This is a genomic window from Mycolicibacillus trivialis, assembly GCF_002102395.1.
Taxonomy (GTDB): domain Bacteria; phylum Actinomycetota; class Actinomycetes; order Mycobacteriales; family Mycobacteriaceae; genus Mycobacterium; species Mycobacterium triviale.
This window is the reverse complement of the sequence record NZ_LQPZ01000017.1, coordinates 163328-178836: the sequence shown is the minus strand read 5'-3', so window position 1 is coordinate 178836 and position 15509 is coordinate 163328. Positions and strand designations below refer to the sequence as shown.

The window sequence follows — 15509 nt, the reverse complement described above, 5'->3', positions numbered from 1 at the left end:
ATCGACACCGTTGACCCTGCTCAGCCGCGGCTGCCAGGTGTAGACATCGCACTGCCACCTACTGCCACATCACCGGCCGCCGCCGCGCCGGCGCGCAACTCGGCGGCGATCAGCCGGGCCGCGGCGTTCTGCCAGTTGTGCAGGGAGCGCTGCGGGACCTCGGTGATCAGCCACCGCCAGGCCTGCCGAGCCGTGGGGTCGAGGCCGGCCGGGGTGGCGTTCTGGGCGTAGGCGCGCACCCCCGCGACGTAGGGGAAGTACAGCGCGTTGTAGTGCCGCCACTCCTCGGTGGTGCCGAAGTCGCCGCCGTCGCGGGGTTTGAGCCTGCCGATGTGCTCGGCCAGGAGTGCTTTGAGCTCAGCGGCGCGTTCCAGGGGCTGGTCGGCGGCACCGCGCTCGGCCAGCCGCTGATCGATCGTCGGCAGCGCCGTCAGCGGACTGGCGATGAGCTTGGGCAGATCGCCGTAGTGGCTCAACGCCCGGCGGGTGAGCCGGGCGAAGGTGTCGTCGTCGAGGTGGTCGAGGGGTCCGGTCGCGCGCAGCGGCAACGCCGACTCGGTGTCGCGCAGTGCGGCCCGGTCGGCGCGCAGCGCCGGGGAGTTCCAGAACGCCAACCGGTCCAGCAGCCCGGAGAGCGGGCCGGCGAAGACCTGCAGCGCGATGGCGACCGCCAGCGTGGTGAATTCCAGGATGGTCAGCGTGGCGGTCCCGGTCTCGGTCATCGCCATCGCGGCGAGCACCTGCAGTCCGAAGACCACCGCGACCGCAACCGCGCCCAGGAACGACCGGAGCATGTCGGCGCGCAACGCCTGCCCCTCGTCGAAGGCATCCCACACCGCGACCGCCACGCCCAGCAGCAGAACGTCGAAACCCGTCGACGCCAGCGCCACCGCACTGGGGATCAGCCCCAGCGGGATGATCAGGATCGCGTTGGCCAACGCGAAGAACAGCGTCGCCACCACGACCACCCCGACCACCGAGCCGGGTTGGGCGGTGCGCAGCGCGGCGTGGCCCATGGCCGCCAGCGTGGACAGCGAGATGACCGCGAACATCAGCCAATGCCCGGTCCGCAGTGGCCCGCCGACGCCGCCCGCCAGGGCCGCGGCCACCAGCAGCGCCGCGGTCACCGCGGCGGTGAGGATCAGGGTGCCGGCCCGGCCCGCCCGGCGGTCGGCGGGGCGCGCCAACTCCAGCAGCACCGCGAACCAGGCGGCGGCCGGGAAGGCGACGAGGTAGATCTCGATCCGGTCGAGCAGATCGCCCCCGGTGACCAGGCGTACCGCGTCGACGGCCACCACCAGCGCGAACCCGCACAGCCCGGCCGCCGCCCACGCCAGCACCGGCTTGCGCGGGTTGCGCGCCAGCAGATACAGGCCCAGCCACCAGCTCAGGGCGAACACCACCGCCGACAACGCAGCCACGGTGTCAGTCTTCCACGCGAGGGGCCGGCGGAACGGTGCGAACGCTCAGCGGCCGTAGCGCCGGCGCCGGGCGCTGTAGTCGCGCAGCGCCCGCAGAAAGTCGACCCGGCGGAACTCCGGCCAGTACGCCTCGGTGAACCACATCTCGGAGTAAGCGCTCTGCCACAGCAGGAACCCGGAGAGCCGCTGCTCCCCCGAGGTCCGGATGACCAGGTCGGGATCGGGTTGTCCGGAGGTGTACAGGTTCTCCGAGATGGCTTCGGCCGTCACCGCCTCGATGAGCTGCTGGCCGCTGTGGCCCTCGGCCAGTTCCTTACCGAGCAGGGCGCGCACCGCGTCGACGATCTCGCGGCGCCCGCCGTAGGCGACCGCGACGTTGACGTGAAAGCCGCCGTTCTTGTCCCGAGTGGAATCCACCGCGTCGCGCAGCCGGCGGGAGGCGTCGGCGCCGAGCAGTTCCAGGTCGCCGACCGTGCGTACGCTCCAGCGGTTCTCCGGTGCGCAGATCTCCTCGACGACCTCGGTGATGATCTCGATCAGCGCGCCGAGTTCGTCGGCGTCGCGCTGCAGGTTCTCGGTGGACAACAGGTAGACGGTGGCCACCTCGATGCCGGTCTCCTGGCACCAGCGCAGCATCTCGGCGATCTTGGCGGCGCCCATCCGGTAGCCGTAGCTGACGTCGTGGTAGCCGGCGTCACGCGCCCAGCGCCGGTTACCGTCGCACAGCACCGCGATGTGCCGCGGCAGCTTCGAGTGGTTGGCGGCCAGCCCCTGGCGCAGGCGCAGCTCGTAGAGCCGGTAAACCGGCTCCTTGAGACGCTGCGGAATGATCGCCACGGAATCCGAGACTACTGTGAAGGTCGGCAACGTCCACCGGTGATCCCGCGGGAGGGAAGGCAAGAGTGAGTATCGACACCGGCCCCAACCTCGTGCAGCCCCTCGATTTCGCGCCGCCGCCGGTTGCGGCCCGGCCCCGGGCCCGCGGCTGGATTCATCTGGTCTCGGCGGTGGTGGCGGCGATCGCCGGGGCCACCCTGATCGCGGTCACCTGGCCGCTGGCCGGTCCGAAGGCCGGGGTGTCGACGTTCGTCTACACCGTGTCGGTGGTGGGCATGTTCGCGGTGAGCGCCACCTACCACCGGATCACCTGGGCATCGGTGGCCGCCCGGATGCGGATGAAACGGGTCGATCACGCGATGATCTTCGTGTTCATCGCCGGCACCTACACCCCGTTCGCGGTGCTGGCGATGGGGCCCGCGCAGGGCCGGCTGGTGTTGGCGGTGGTCTGGATCGGTGCACTGGCCGGGGTGCTGCTCAAGGTGTGCTGGCCGACCGCGCCGAAGTGGGTGGGGGTGCCACTGTATTTGCTGCTGGGTTGGGTGGCGGCGTTCTTCATCGCGGTGATCATGCAGCACGCCGGGGTGGCGGCGATGGTGCTGCTGGCCGTCGGCGGCGCCCTCTACAGCATCGGGGCCATCCTCTACGCGGTGCGCTGGCCGGACCCGTGGCCCAGGACCTTCGGCTACCACGAGTTCTTCCACGCGCTCACCGCGGTCGCGGCGATCTGTCAGTACATCGCGATCTGGTTCGCCGCGCTGTACTGAACACCGCGGCTCACAGCGGAACGACGTTCTCCGGTGACCAGTAGGCCTTCATCGCGGCGATCTTGCCGTCCTCGGTGAACGCCATCACGTCGATCGGTTCGATGCGGATCCGGTTGTCCCCCACCTGCATGGTCAGCCGGAACAGGAACGCCGCCTCATTGCCTGCGACCCGCAGGGTCACCAACTCGGTGGTGACCGTGCCGGCCTGCAGCGCGCTGTAGAACCGCCGGATCGACTCCGGCCCGATGTGGACGTCGCCACCGACCGGGTCCTCGACGGTCGCGTCGTCGGTGTAGAGGGCGACCAACCCGTCGGCGTCGCCGGCGGCGACCAATTCCAGGTAGCGGTTGACGGTGTCGGTGATCTTCTGCCTGCGCGCTGCGGCGGCTTCTGCGGTGGCCATGGGCGGCAGGTTACACGGCCGCGGCGCTACTCGCCGAGCGCCGCGGCGAGCCCGTCGACCGAGGTGACCGGCAGGTCGCAGACCGTGCCGCGGCACACGTAGGCGGCGTCGGCGCCACCCACCCGGTCCCGCCCGATCAGCAGCTCGGTGGAGCCGGCGGGCCCGCCCACCACGACCGCGCCACCCGGTGCCCGGGTGCGCGCCTCGGCCAGCAGCGTCGACCGGCGCGGATCGCAGGCCACCGCGATCTGGACCGGCCCGCGTACCGCCGCCTCGGCGACGGCCAGCCAATGCCCGGCGCCGCGCGGCGCACGTTCCAGCAGCACCGTGTGGGCGGCCAGGGTGTCGAGGGCGGCCTGCCGATAGCGACCGGCGCGCTGCGGGTCGGCCAGGTACCCGGCGATCAGCAACGCCTCGGCCATCGTCGCCGCCCCGGACGGGGTGGCGCCGTCCATCGGGTCCGACGGGCGGTACAGGATCTGTTCGGCGTCGTCGGCGGTGTCGAACCAGCGGCCACTGTGCTGCGGGTCGGCGAAGCGGTCCAGGGCGGTGTCGAGGAGTCCGGTCGCGGTGTGCAGCCGGCCGTCCTCGCCGTCGAGTTGGTGGAGGGTGAGCAGGCCGACCGCCAGCGCGGCGTGGTCGTCGAGTCCGCCGGGGCTCTCGCCGACCTGCCCGTCCAGGCTGGACCGGCGCAGCCGGCCGTCGACCAGGTGCCGGGCGGTGACGGCGCGCGCACAGCGGGCGGCCGCCTCGGCGAGCCCCGGATCGTCGAGGGCGACGGCGGCCTCGGCCAGCGCGGTGACCGCCAGCCCGTTCCAGGCGGTGACGACCTTGTCGTCGCGGGCGGGCTGTGCCCGGGTGAGCCGGGCCGTCAGCAGGGCGGCGCGCACCCGGTGCAGCCGGTCGCCGTCCTCGGGGTCGGTGGGCAGCCGCAGAACCGAGCGGCCGGCCTCGAACGTGCCCGCGGCGGTGACACCGAATGCCTGCGCCGCCCATCGGCCGTCGTCGTCGCCGAGCGCGGCGCGCAGTTCTTCCGGGGTCCAGACGTAGGTCGCGCCCTCCCGTCCGGCGGTGTCGGCGTCCAGCGACGAGGCGAACATCCCGTCGACGGCCAGATCGGTGAGCAGGAACCGCGCGGTCTGGTCGGTGACCCGGCGGGCCAGCGGGTCGCCGGTGCGCCGCGCCCAGTGCGCGTAGCAGCGCAGCAGCAGCGCGTTGTCGTAGAGCATCTTCTCGAAATGCGGAACCACCCAGGCCTCGTCGACGCTGTAGCGGGCGAATCCACCGGCCAGCTGGTCGTAGATGCCGCCGCGGGCCATCGCCTCACAGGCCCGCTCCACCGCGGCGAGCGCGCCCGCCGAACCGGTGCGTTCGTGATGCCGCAGCAACGCCTCCACCAGCGCCGACGGCGGGAATTTGGGGGCGTCCCCAAAACCGCCGTGGGCGAGGTCCTCGTCGGCGAGGACGGTGGCCACGGCGCGGTCGCACAGCGCCGCGCTCAGCGCCGGGCCGCCGCCGGGCACCCCCGAGCCGGCCGCGGCGAGCTCGTGGGCGATGTGGTCGGAGGCCTGTTCGAGTTCGTCGCGGCGGTGGCGCCAGGTGTTGGTGACCGCGGCGAGCAACTCGACGAACGCGGCGGGTGGGTAGTAGGTGCCGCAGTAGAACGGGCGGCCGTCGGGGGTCAGGAAGCAGGTCATCGGCCAGCCCCCGTGCCCGGTCAGCGCGACGGTGGCGCTCATGTAGACCGCGTCGAGGTCCGGCCGTTCCTCCCGGTCCACTTTGATGCAGACGAAGTCGGCGTTCATCGCCGCCGCGATCGTCTCGTCGTCGAACGATTCGTGGGCCATCACGTGACACCAGTGGCAGGCGGCGTAGCCGATCGACAACAGGAGCGGCACGTCGCGCTCGGCGGCCTCGGTCAGCGCCTCGGGTGTCCACTGCCGCCAGTGCACCGGGTTGTCGGCGTGCTGGCGCAGGTAGGGGCTGGTCGCCCCGGCCAGGGTGTTGCGGCCGGCGCGGTCAGGCCTGCTCATGCGGTTTCCCGCGCTGCGGCTCGTCGGGGATGGCCGGCGGGTCGAGGGTGCCTTCGTCGGCGGCCTGGTCGGGTTCGGGGTTGTCCGGGTCGAACGTGCCCGGCAGCTTCTTGAGGTGCCGGTTCATCGACCGGATCAGCAGCACGGTGCCGATCAGCAGCAACACCACCACCAGCAGGCCGAACGGGCTGGCCTTGCCGAACTCCGGGCCGGTGTTGGGCGGGGCGTCGTCGGCGTAGAGCCCCGCGGTCAGGGCGATCGTCCACAACAGGGTCACTCGGGGTCCTCGATTCCGGCGAAGAGATCGGTTTCAGGCAGTGTCGTGCGCACCCTTGATCGGGCCAGCTCGTACTCCTCGGTCGGCCACAGCCGCTGCTGCCAGTCGATGGGGGCGGCGAAGAAGTCGCCCTTGGGGTCGATCTGGGTGGCGTGGGCGCGCAGCGCGTCGTCGCGGCGGTCGAAGTAGGCCCCGCATTCCACCCGGGTGGTGACCCGCTGGGCGAAGTGGTCGTGGTCGGGGTCCCACCGCGCCAGCCATTTGCCGAACGGCCCCTCCCGGCCCTGCTTGGCGAACTCGTCCTGGAGCAACTGCATCCGTTCGCGCAGGAACCCGTGGATGTAGTAGAGCTTGGCGACCGACCACGGCGCCCCCGCCTCCGGGAACATCGCCGGATCGGCGGCGGCCTCGTAGGCGGCGATCGACACCTGGTGGCAGCGGATGTGGTCGGGGTGCGGGTAACCGCCGTTCTCATCGTAGGTGGTCATCACGTGCGGCCGGAACTCGCGGACCACCTGCACCAGCGCGGCGGTGGCGTCCTCCATCGGGGCCAGCGCGAAGCAGTCGGCGGGCAGCGGGGGCGGCGGGTCGCCCTTGGGCAGGCCGGAGTCGATGAACCCCAGCCAGGTGTGCTCGGCGCCCAGGATCTTGGCGGCCTCCGCCATCTCGTCACGGCGCACCTCGGCGATGCGGCCGCGCACGTGCGGCAGGTCCATGGCCGGGTTGAGGATGTCGCCGCGCTCACCGCCGGTCAGGGTCACGATCATCACGCGATGCCCCTCGTCGGCGTAGCGCGCGACGGTGGCCGCGCCCTTGCTGGACTCGTCGTCCGGGTGAGCGTGCACCGCCATCAGCCGCAGTCCACTCACGTGCCCCCACCTGCCTGTGTCCGGTCGTGTCGTTCTGGTTCCAATAGTTCCATTTTGTCGAGGACCACCCGATAGTCGATCCTGTCACCATGACCCAACCCGCCTCACCCGGCCCCGGCAGTCGGTACGGCCGCCGTCGCCTGCCCGGCTCGCCGCGGCGTCGGGTGATCATCGCCGTGTCCGTGCTGGCCATCGCCGCGGGGACTGTCATCGCGGTGCTGGGCTACCAGCGGTTCGGCAGCGACGACGTCAGCGGCAAGCTGGTGGCCTACGAGCTCATCGACGACGAGACGGTGTCGGTGACCATCACCGTGACCCGCGCCGACCCGGCGCGGCCCGCGCAGTGCATCGTGCGGGTCCGGGCCAAGGACGGCAGCGAGACCGGGCGGCGGGAGGTGCTGGTGCCGCCGTCGTCGCAGGCGACGGTGGTGGTGACCACGGAACTGAAGTCCAGCGCCAAGCCGGCGATGGGCGACATCTACGGCTGCGGCACCGAGGTGCCCGACTACCTGCGGTCGAGCTGAGGTCGGGTCGCGTTCGACCCGCCGTGGGGCGCCGCGCGGTGGTATCGTGTGAGCAAATACACGGTTCCTGCTGGGACCGTGTATTGCTGCATTAGCGCGGGTACAGACTGGCACCGCAGCGTTACGGCAATACACGGGGTGACCGCGTCGTTCCCAGCGGACGGCGGCGGCGCCCGCTCGAGCACCACCTCGCGGAGACGACACAAGGAGCGTGACCAGATGACGGAGACTCAGCTGACCTGGCTGACCCAGGAGTCACACGACAAGCTCAAGGCCGAGCTCGACCAGTTGATCGCCAACCGTCCGGTCATCGCCGCGGAGATCAACGACCGCCGCGAGGAAGGCGACCTGCGGGAGAACGGCGGCTACCACGCCGCGCGGGAGGAGCAGGGCCAGCAGGAGGCGCGGATCCGTCAGCTGCAGGATCTGCTCAACACCGCGAAGGTCGGCGAGGCGCCCACCCAGTCCGGGGTGGCGCTGCCGGGGTCGGTGGTGAAGGTCTACTACGACGACGACGAGTCCGACACCGAGACCTTCCTCATCGCCACCCGCCAGGAGGGCATCCACGAGGGCGACCTGGAGGTCTACTCGCCGAACTCGCCGCTGGGCGCTGCGCTGCTCAACGCCGAGGTCGGTGAGAAGCGCAGCTACACGGTGCCCGACGGCAGCACCATCACGGTGACGCTGCTCAGCGCCGAGCCCTACACCGGCTAGCCGCCGCTAGACGCCTTCGAGCGCCTGCTGCAGGTCGGCCCGCAGGTCCGCGACGTCCTCCACCCCGACCGAGAGCCGGACCAGGTCGTCGGGCACCTCCAGTTGGGAACCGGCCGTCGAGGCGTGCGTCATCGCCGCCGGGTGCTCGATCAGCGACTCCACCCCGCCCAGCGATTCGGCGAGGATGAACAGTTCGGTGCCCGCGCACAGCTTCTCCGCAGCCGCGCGGCCGCCGCGCATCCGCACCGACACCATGCCGCCGAAGCCGTGCATCTGCCGGGCCGCCACGTCGTGGCCGGGGTGATCGGGCAGGCCGGGGTAGTAGACCCGGGCGATCGCGGGGTGGCCGGACAGCATCTCGACCAGCGCCGCGGCGTTCTCGCTGTGCCGCTGCATCCGCAGCACCAGCGTCTTCAGCCCGCGCAGGGTGAGGTAAGCGTCGAACGGGCCGGGCACCGCCCCGGCGCCGTTCTGCAGGAACGCGAACGCGGCGTCGGTCTCCTCGTCGTCGGTGACCAGGGCGCCGCCGACCACGTCGGAGTGCCCGCCGATGTATTTGGTGGTGGAGTGCAGGACGACGTCGGCGCCCAGGGTCAGCGGTTGCTGCAGCGCCGGTGAGGCGAAGGTGTTGTCGACGACGACCTTCGCGTCCGCGGCGTGCCCGATCTCGGCGAGCGCGGCGATGTCGGCGATCGACAGCAGCGGGTTGGTGGGGGTCTCCACCCAGATCAGCCGGGTCTTGTCGGTGATCGCGGCGCGGACCGCGTCGGGGTCGGACAGCGACACCGGGGTGTGGTCGATCCCCCACCCGGTGAACACCTTGTCGATCAGCCGGAAGGTTCCGCCGTAGGCGTCGTCGGGGATGATCAGGTGATCGCCGGGGCGCAGCAGCGCCCGCAGCGCGGTGTCGGTGGCGGCCATGCCCGAACCGAAGGCGCGGCCGTACCGGCCGGCCTCGACGGCGGCCAGCGCGGTCTCCAGCGCGGTGCGGGTGGGGTTGCCGGTGCGGGCGTACTCGTAGCCGCCGCGCATGCCGCCGACCCCGTCCTGGGCGAAGGTGCTGCTGGCGTAGATCGGCGCGTTGACCGCGCCGGTGGCCGGATCCGGCCGGTAGCCGGCGTGAATGGCGGTGGTGGACAGGCCCGGCGATCGTCGGGTCGAACGTTGTTCACTCATCGCCGACCCAGCCTAGCCGGTGGGCCGGGGCCGGGTCAGGTCCGCGGCAGGCAGACCGTCGACATGATCTTGTCGGCGAGGGTCTGCCGTTTCTGGTCCCACAGCGGGAACAGGTAGCCGATGCACAGGATGACGCCGTCGATGGCGTGGGCGATCTGGCGCACGAACGACAGCCCGAAGCCGATCGGCTGGCCGGTGGCCTCCCCGACGACCTTGAACTTCAGCACCGACTTGCCGATGCTCGACCCGGTGGTGCCCTGCCGGTAACCGAAGTTCCAGATGGCGTAGACGAACACCGCCAGCCCGGCGAGGAGGAGGAGCGCACTGCCCCCCGTCGTGTAGGTCACCGCGCAGGCCTTGCCGTAGCCGGTCGAATAGCACTGCTTGTCGGCGGTGCCCGTCGCGAATCCCCACGCGAGCCCGTACACCACCAGCGGCGGGACGGCGTCGATGAGGTAGGCCCCCACCCGGGTGGCCCACGACGTGTACGCCGACTGCGGCAGGTTGCCCACCGCACCGGATGCGCTGTAGCCCCCTGGCGGCGGGTAGTTGCCCGGCGGCGGGTAGGTCATGCGCGCTCCTCGGAGTCGGTGCGATGAGTCGGTGCGACGGAGTGCCAGATTAGCGCGGCCCGCACCCGCCCTGCGGCATTATCTGCGGCGCGTGCCCTCGGACAGGAAACCCAGCAGATCGTGGCGGGTGATGACCCCGACCGGTTTGCCCTCCTCGACCACCATCACCGCGTCCTGCTCGCGCAGCGCCTCGGCGACCTCCCCGAGCAACTCCCCCGCGCCGATCAGCGGCAGCGGCGGGCTCATGTGCTTGTCGACGGCGTCGGCGAGATGCGCGCGTCCCTCGAACACCGCGGAGAGCAGTTCGCGTTCGGAGACGCTGCCGGCCACCTCCCCGGCCATCACCGGCGGTTCGGCGCCGACCACCGGCATCTGCGAGACGCCGTATTCGCGCAGGATTCCGATCGCGTCGCGGATGGTCTCCGACGGGTGGGTGTGCACCAGGTCCGGAAGCACACCGGATTTGCCGCGCAGCACGTCGCCGACGGTGGGCTCGCGGGTGGTCGCGTCGAGGCGGGACCGCAGGAACCCGTAGGAGGACATCCATTCGTCGTTGAAGATCTTCGACATGTAGCCGCGGCCACCGTCGGGCAGCAGCACCACGACCAGGGCGTCCGGACCGGCCTTCTCGGCCACCCGCAGCGCGGCGACCACCGCCATCCCGCACGAGCCGCCGACCAGCAGCGCCTCCTCCCGGGCCAGCCGCCGGGTCATGTCGAAGGAGTCGGAGTCGGAGACCGCGATGATCTCGTCGGGGATCGCCGGATCGTAGGCCTTCGGCCAGAAGTCCTCGCCGACCCCCTCCACCAGGTAGGGCCGGCCGGTGCCGCCGGAGTACACCGACCCCTCCGGGTCCGCGCCGATGACCTTGACCGGGCCGCCCGGCCGGTCGGCGGAGACTTCCTTGAGGTAGCGGCCGGTGCCGCTGATGGTGCCGCCGGTGCCGATCCCGGCAACGAAGTGGGTGATCTGCCCGTCGGTGTCGGCCCAGATCTCCGGCCCGGTCGTCTCGTAGTGGCTGGCCGGGCCGGCCTGGTTGGAGTACTGGTCGGGTTTCCAGGCGCCGTCGATCTCGGCGGTGAGCCGGTCGGAGACGCTGTAGTAGCTGTCCGGGTGGTCCGGTGGCACGGCCGTCGGGCAGACCACCACCTCCGCGCCGTAGGCGCGCAACACGTCGCGTTTGTCCTCGCTGACCTTGTCGGGGCAGACGAACACGCAGCGGTACCCGCGCCGCTGGGCCACCAGCGCCAGGCCCACCCCGGTGTTGCCGGAGGTGGGTTCGACGATGGTGCCGCCCGGTTTGAGCAGCCCGGCGGCCTCGGCTTCGTCGATCATCTTCACCGCGATGCGGTCCTTGGAGCTCGCGCCCGGGTTGAGGTATTCGATCTTGGCGACCACCCGCCCCGCCCCGGGCGGCACCACCGAATTCAGTTGAACCAGGGGGGTGTCGCCGATGAGTTCACTGATGTGAGGGGCTATCCGCATGGCCCCATCGTCCCAGGTCGCTGCGGACGCCGATTAGCCGGTGGCTTCGCGGATGTATTCGCCGATCTGCCGCAGCGAGCGCTTCGCCTCCGGGACGAACCCGCCCGCCAGTTGGAAGTCGTGGATCTGGCCCGGCCAGATCCGCACCTCGGTGGGCACCCCGGCCGCCGCCAGCGTGCGGGCGGCCAGTTGCGCGTCGTGCAGCAACACCTCCGATCCGGACACGTGGATCAGGGTGCGCGGCAGGTCCGGGGTGATGTGGTCCAGCGGCTCGTAGAGCTGCTCGGGCTCACCGTCGACGACGTTCCTGGCGGCGGCGCGGCTGACCAGCGACAGCAGCGCGTCGAAGGCCTTCGCCGGGAACATCGCGTCGGTCTTGATGTTCGGGTGGGCCTGCTTGGGTTTCTTGTCCAGCTCCAGCAGCGGGGACAGCGTGACCAGTGCGGCCGGCTGCTCCTCCTCGGCGGCCAGCCGCTGGGCGAGCGCCATCGCCAGGTAACCGCCCGCGGAGTCGCCGGCCACCACGATCTGGTCGGGCTGGTAGCCGCGCAGCCGCAACCAGCGGTAGCCGTCATAGCAGTCATCGAGGGCCTGACCGATCGACGCCTTGGGGATCAGCCGGTAGTTGACCACCAACACCGGGGAGTCGGCGAACTGCGAGACCGCGTTGACCACCCGGCTGTGCGAGTTGGCACCGCAGGTCAGGAAGGCGCCGCCGTGCAGATAGAGCACCACCCGCCGGTTGCCGTCGGCGGGCAGCACGCCGGCGGCGCGCACCAACTGGGCGTCGCAGTGCGGCAGGTCCACCGTCACCCGCACCGTGCCCGGGGTGGGCAGCAGCGCCTTGGCGACGAAGTCGACGAGCTCCCAGGGCCAGGGCAGGTGCGGGAAGTTGCCGAAGACCGCGAGGGTGGGGCGGATGGTCATCCGGGTCGCCAGCGCGACCACGCGTGCCTGCAGGCTGGGGCCGCTCTCGGTGACCTCGACCGGGAGGCCGTCGCTGGCGGGGTAGGCGTGCCGGCGCAGCCGGCTCGGGATGACGGTTGCTTCACTGGGTGCGGTCATGCGTCACACTCCTACGCCGATGTAGTCCGTGTCCCCCGGCCCAGCCCTCGGGGGCCAGCCCGGCCAAACTTAGCCTGACACAATTAATTATTTCAACAACCAGCGAGTCTGTTTCGATATCACTTTTGCTCTGGACTGTGATCGTTGCTGGTCAGAGATGTCATAAAGGTTTCTTAGACTGACGGCGTGGACAAACGGGCGCCGCGTCGATCTACGGTCGCGCTGGCCGCAGCGGGTGCACTCGCCTCCACCGGCACCGCCTTCGTGGGGGCCCGGACCCTGCTGACCGGCCAGGCCGACCACGCGCGCCAGGTCATCCCGAGGGCCTGGGCGCCGCCGCCCCGTGCCGACGGCGTCTACCGGCGCGGCGGCGGGCCGGTGCGCCGCTTCCAGCGCGGCGACGACGTCGATCTGCACCTGATGCTGTTCGGTGACTCCACCGCCGCCGGGTACGGCTGCCGGCGCCCCGACGAACTCCCTGGGGTGCTGATCGCCCGCGACCTGGCCGACTGGACCGGCGGACGCGTCCAGCTGTCCACCAAAGCCATCGTCGGGGCCACCTCCAAGGGCCTGTGCGGGCAGGTCGACGCCATGCTGGTGGCAGGCCCGCCACCGGACGTGGCGGTGATCCTGATCGGCGCCAACGACGTGACCGCCGTCAACGGCATCGCCGCCTCGGCCCGCCGGCTGGGGTTGGTGGTGCGGCAACTGCGCGACAAAGGCGCCGCCGTCATCGTCGGCACCTGCCCCGATTTCGGCGTCATCACCGCGATCCCGCAGCCGCTGCGCTGGGTGACCCGCGCCCGCGGGCTGCAACTGGCGAAGGCGCAGGCGGTGGCGGTCGCCGAGGCCGGCGGGGTCGTGGTGCCGCTCGCCGAGCTCCTGGCACGCCGGTTCGTCGGGGCCCCGCATCTGCTGTCCCCCGACCGCTATCACCCGTCGGCGGCTGGCTACGCGCTGATCAGCGACCCGTTGCGGCGCGCGGCGCGCGCCGCGGTGGCGCCCCCGGCCGTCGAACCGGCTCCGCGGCGCGCGGCGGTCGCCCCGGCGCGGCCGGCGCGTCACCCGCTGGCCGGCTGCCCCGTGGCCAGCAGCGCCGAGCGGTAGCGATAGATTCGGTTCCACCCAAGTTTCGGGCTGACCCATACGGAGGGAGCCATCGTGCCGGAAGCCGTCATCGTTTCAACCGCGCGTTCGCCGATCGGTCGCGCCAACAAGGGGTCGCTGGTGAGCATGCGGCCCGACGACCTGGCCGCGCAGATGGTGCGCGCCGCCCTGGACAAGGTGCCGGCGCTGGACCCTCGCGACATCGACGACCTGATGATGGGCTGCGCCCAGCCCGCCGGGGAGGCCGGCTACAACATCGGGCGGGCGGTGGCCGTCGAGCTCGGCTATGACTTCCTGCCCGGCACCACCGTGAACCGCTACTGTTCGTCGTCGCTGCAGACCACCCGGATGGCGTTCCACGCGATCAAGGCCGGCGAGGGCGACGTGTTCATCTCCGCCGGGGTGGAGACCGTGTCGCGGTTCGGTGTCGGGGCCGCCGACGGCGCGCCCAACAGCAAGAACTCGATGTTCGACGAGGCGCAGGCCCGCACCGCCAAGCAGGCCGAGGGCGCCACCGAGTGGCACGACCCGCGCGACGACGGCAACATCCCCGACGTCTACATCGCGATGGGCCAGACCGCCGAGAACGTCGTGCTGCACACCGGGATCAGCCGCGAAGAGCAGGACAAGTGGGGGGTGCGCAGCCAGAACCGCGCCGAGGAGGCCATCAAGAACGGCCACTTCGCGAAGGAGATCGTCCCGGTGACCCTGCCGGACGGCACCGTCGTCGACACCGACGACGGCCCGCGCGCGGGCACCACCTACGAGAAGGTGTCGCAGCTCAAGCCGGTGTTCCGGCCCAACGGCACGATCACCGCGGGCAACGCCTGCCCGCTCAACGACGGTGCGGCCGCGCTGTTGATCATGAGCGACACCAAGGCCAAGGAGCTGGGCCTGACCCCGCTGGCGCGGATCGTGTCCACCGGAGTGAGCGGCCTGTCCCCCGAGATCATGGGCCTGGGTCCGATCGAAGCGGTCCGCAAGGCGCTGCGGATCGCGGGCATGTCGATCTCCGACATCGACCTCTATGAGATCAACGAGGCGTTCGCGGTGCAGGTCCTCGGCTCCGCGCGCGAGCTGGGCATGGATTTGGACAAGCTGAACGTCTCCGGCGGCGCGATCGCGCTCGGCCACCCGTTCGGGATGACCGGCGCGCGCATCACCGCGACCCTGCTGAACAACCTGACCAGCCACGACAAGACGCTGGGCATCGAGACGATGTGCGTCGGCGGCGGTCAGGGCATGGCGATGGTGCTCGAACGGCTCTCCTGAGCCACCCGCGCGGCCCGGGCATCACCCACGACTCTGCGCTGAGCACACAACGCACTCGCACTTTTGTCTGCTCAACGCAGAGTCAGCGCGGCCCGGGCGCGCCGAACCCGCCAGACGATCTCGCTGTCGCGGTGGTCGGCCAGCACCCGGATGAGCGTCCAGCCCCGCCGGTGTAGGAACTCCGCACGCTCGACGTCCTTGCGGAACTGCTCGCGGCTGACCCGGTGCTGCTCGCCGTCGTATTCGACGGCCAGCATGATGTCCTCCCACCCCATGTCGAGGTAGTAGCGCGGGTAGCCGTCGGCGCCCAGGACCGGGATCTGGGTCCGCGGTGGCGGAAAGCCCGCTTCGACGAGCAGCAGCCGCAGCCGACTCTCCCTGGGCGATTGCGCATTGCCGTCGGTGAGATCGAGGGCGCAGTGCAGTTGCCGCAACCCGCGGGCGCCCGGGTGTCGGCCGACCAGCCGTCTGACGTCGTCGGCGTCGACGTGCGTGGCGTTCGCGAGCGCGTCGAGTCGCGCCACCGCGGCGACCAAGCTCCCGCGCCTGCCGAGGTCGAACGCCGTGCGCTCGACCGTGGTCACCGGTAGCCCGCGCAGTCGGCGGACCTCACCGTCGAGCAGCGCGTCCGCCCGGGTGACGACGCCCTCGGGTGCCCGCGCGTTACGCCAGATCAACTCGACGTCGGTGTCGGCATCGACACATCTGGCGCCATGCAGCGCGGCCGCGGCCGCACCGGCGATCACCGCGTGTCGTCTCGACCACAGCCAGGCGGCGACGATGCGATCGGCCAGCGTCGCTGCGACGCGCTTGTCGAGGTAGACGTCGGGGAAGAGCGCGGTGTAGTACCGGCCCAGTTCATACCAGCTGAGCAGGCCCCCGGCCCGGGCCTCCGAGCCGAGGAACGGCCGCCGGCCCACCCCCGTCATGCCGGCATGGTGCCGCCACGGTCGGACAACCTCCCCGGATACACGTCGACTCTGCGGT

Annotated in this window: 16 protein-coding genes; 5 read left to right on the top strand and 11 right to left on the bottom strand. The window is 71.2% G+C overall.

The window, feature by feature from the left end; all coding sequences use genetic code 11:
* Window positions 1-20: 20 nt before the first annotated feature.
* Both AWC30_RS07940 and AWC30_RS07935 read right to left on the bottom strand, forming a co-directional pair.
* A complete protein-coding gene (locus AWC30_RS07940; protein ID WP_085109641.1) occupies window positions 21-1421 on the bottom strand; it encodes a hypothetical protein in 1401 nt (466 codons plus the stop codon).
* 45 nt (window positions 1422-1466) lie between these two features.
* The gene (locus AWC30_RS07935; RefSeq protein WP_085109640.1) at window positions 1467-2258 is read right to left on the bottom strand and encodes a (2Z,6E)-farnesyl diphosphate synthase; all 792 of its coding nucleotides are present in this window, start codon (window positions 2256-2258) and stop codon (window positions 1467-1469) included.
* Between the two features lie 71 nt (window positions 2259-2329).
* Here AWC30_RS07935 and trhA point away from each other — a divergent pair, with 71 nt between their 5' ends.
* Window positions 2330-3025, top strand: coding sequence for a PAQR family membrane homeostasis protein TrhA (gene trhA, locus AWC30_RS07930; protein WP_234807992.1), 696 nt, complete (start codon window positions 2330-2332; stop codon window positions 3023-3025).
* A 10-nt stretch (window positions 3026-3035) separates the two neighbouring features.
* Here trhA and AWC30_RS07925 read toward each other — a convergent pair whose 3' ends face one another.
* The 4 genes from AWC30_RS07925 to mca are packed head-to-tail and all read right to left on the bottom strand — an operon-like array spanning window position 3036 to window position 6607.
* Window positions 3036-3428, bottom strand: a complete 393-nt coding sequence (locus tag AWC30_RS07925) for a nuclear transport factor 2 family protein (protein ID WP_085109638.1) — start codon at window positions 3426-3428, stop codon at window positions 3036-3038.
* Window positions 3429-3454: 26 nt separating this feature from the next.
* Entirely contained in the window at window positions 3455-5461 is a 2007-nt protein-coding gene (locus tag AWC30_RS07920; protein WP_085109637.1) for a thioredoxin domain-containing protein, read from the bottom strand.
* Window positions 5448-5738, bottom strand: a complete 291-nt coding sequence (locus AWC30_RS07915) for a hypothetical protein (protein ID WP_085109636.1) — start codon at window positions 5736-5738, stop codon at window positions 5448-5450. The genes AWC30_RS07920 and AWC30_RS07915 overlap by 14 nt, the downstream gene beginning before the upstream one ends.
* Entirely contained in the window at window positions 5735-6607 is an 873-nt protein-coding gene (gene mca / locus AWC30_RS07910; RefSeq protein ID WP_085109635.1) for a mycothiol conjugate amidase Mca, read from the bottom strand. Before mca ends, AWC30_RS07915 begins: the two co-directional genes overlap by 4 nt.
* 89 nt (window positions 6608-6696) lie before the next feature.
* On the opposite strand from mca, the gene AWC30_RS07905 reads away from it, so the two are divergent.
* On the top strand, window positions 6697-7131 hold the full coding sequence (locus AWC30_RS07905) for a DUF4307 domain-containing protein (protein ID WP_085109634.1): 435 nt from the start codon (window positions 6697-6699) through the stop codon (window positions 7129-7131).
* A 219-nt stretch (window positions 7132-7350) separates the two neighbouring features.
* A complete protein-coding gene (gene greA, locus AWC30_RS07900; RefSeq protein ID WP_085109633.1) occupies window positions 7351-7845 on the top strand; it encodes a transcription elongation factor GreA in 495 nt (164 codons plus the stop codon).
* Between the two features lie 6 nt (window positions 7846-7851).
* Here the strand turns inward: greA and AWC30_RS07895 are convergent, their stop codons facing one another.
* The 4 genes from AWC30_RS07895 to AWC30_RS07880 form a co-directional block, all read right to left on the bottom strand.
* Window positions 7852-9021, bottom strand: coding sequence for a cystathionine gamma-synthase (locus AWC30_RS07895; protein WP_085109632.1), 1170 nt, complete (start codon window positions 9019-9021; stop codon window positions 7852-7854).
* Window positions 9022-9056: 35 nt separating this feature from the next.
* The gene (locus tag AWC30_RS07890; RefSeq protein WP_085109631.1) at window positions 9057-9593 is read right to left on the bottom strand and encodes an Rv1078 family RDD domain-containing protein; all 537 of its coding nucleotides are present in this window, start codon (window positions 9591-9593) and stop codon (window positions 9057-9059) included.
* Window positions 9594-9671: 78 nt separating this feature from the next.
* Window positions 9672-11078 (bottom strand): cystathionine beta-synthase, encoded by a 1407-nt coding sequence (locus tag AWC30_RS07885; protein ID WP_085109630.1) that lies wholly within the window; start codon window positions 11076-11078, stop codon window positions 9672-9674.
* A gap of 33 nt (window positions 11079-11111) precedes the next feature.
* Window positions 11112-12143: an alpha/beta hydrolase gene (locus AWC30_RS07880; protein WP_085109629.1), complete on the bottom strand. Its 1032-nt coding sequence runs from the start codon at window positions 12141-12143 to the stop codon at window positions 11112-11114.
* Between the two features lie 186 nt (window positions 12144-12329).
* On the opposite strand from AWC30_RS07880, the gene AWC30_RS07875 reads away from it, so the two are divergent.
* Window positions 12330-13250 carry an SGNH/GDSL hydrolase family protein gene (locus AWC30_RS07875; protein WP_085109628.1) on the top strand — a complete coding sequence of 307 codons (921 nt, stop codon included), beginning with the start codon at window positions 12330-12332 and terminating at the stop codon, window positions 13248-13250.
* Between the two features lie 54 nt (window positions 13251-13304).
* The gene (locus AWC30_RS07870) at window positions 13305-14522 is read left to right on the top strand and encodes an acetyl-CoA C-acetyltransferase (RefSeq protein ID WP_085109627.1); all 1218 of its coding nucleotides are present in this window, start codon (window positions 13305-13307) and stop codon (window positions 14520-14522) included.
* A 71-nt stretch (window positions 14523-14593) separates the two neighbouring features.
* Here AWC30_RS07870 and AWC30_RS07865 read toward each other — a convergent pair whose 3' ends face one another.
* A complete protein-coding gene (locus AWC30_RS07865) occupies window positions 14594-15451 on the bottom strand; it encodes an endonuclease domain-containing protein (protein ID WP_085109626.1) in 858 nt (285 codons plus the stop codon).
* Between the last annotated feature and the right edge of the window lie 58 nt (window positions 15452-15509).

Bases quoted from the DNA above. Each gene is read 5' to 3' on its own strand.
- AWC30_RS07885 (WP_085109630.1), bottom strand. From the start codon at position 11,078: ATGCGGATAGCCCCTCACATCAGTGAACTCATCGGCGACACCCCCCTG.
- AWC30_RS07895 (WP_085109632.1), bottom strand. From the start codon at position 9,021: ATGAGTGAACAACGTTCGACCCGACGATCGCCGGGCCTGTCCACCACC.
- greA (WP_085109633.1), top strand. From the start codon at position 7,351: ATGACGGAGACTCAGCTGACCTGGCTGACCCAGGAGTCACACGACAAG.
- AWC30_RS07865 (WP_085109626.1), bottom strand. From the start codon at position 15,451: ATGACGGGGGTGGGCCGGCGGCCGTTCCTCGGCTCGGAGGCCCGGGCC.
- AWC30_RS07890 (WP_085109631.1), bottom strand. From the start codon at position 9,593: ATGACCTACCCGCCGCCGGGCAACTACCCGCCGCCAGGGGGCTACAGC.
- AWC30_RS07880 (WP_085109629.1), bottom strand. From the start codon at position 12,143: ATGACCGCACCCAGTGAAGCAACCGTCATCCCGAGCCGGCTGCGCCGG.
- AWC30_RS07920 (WP_085109637.1), bottom strand. From the start codon at position 5,461: ATGAGCAGGCCTGACCGCGCCGGCCGCAACACCCTGGCCGGGGCGACC.
- AWC30_RS07905 (WP_085109634.1), top strand. From the start codon at position 6,697: ATGACCCAACCCGCCTCACCCGGCCCCGGCAGTCGGTACGGCCGCCGT.
- AWC30_RS07925 (WP_085109638.1), bottom strand. From the start codon at position 3,428: ATGGCCACCGCAGAAGCCGCCGCAGCGCGCAGGCAGAAGATCACCGAC.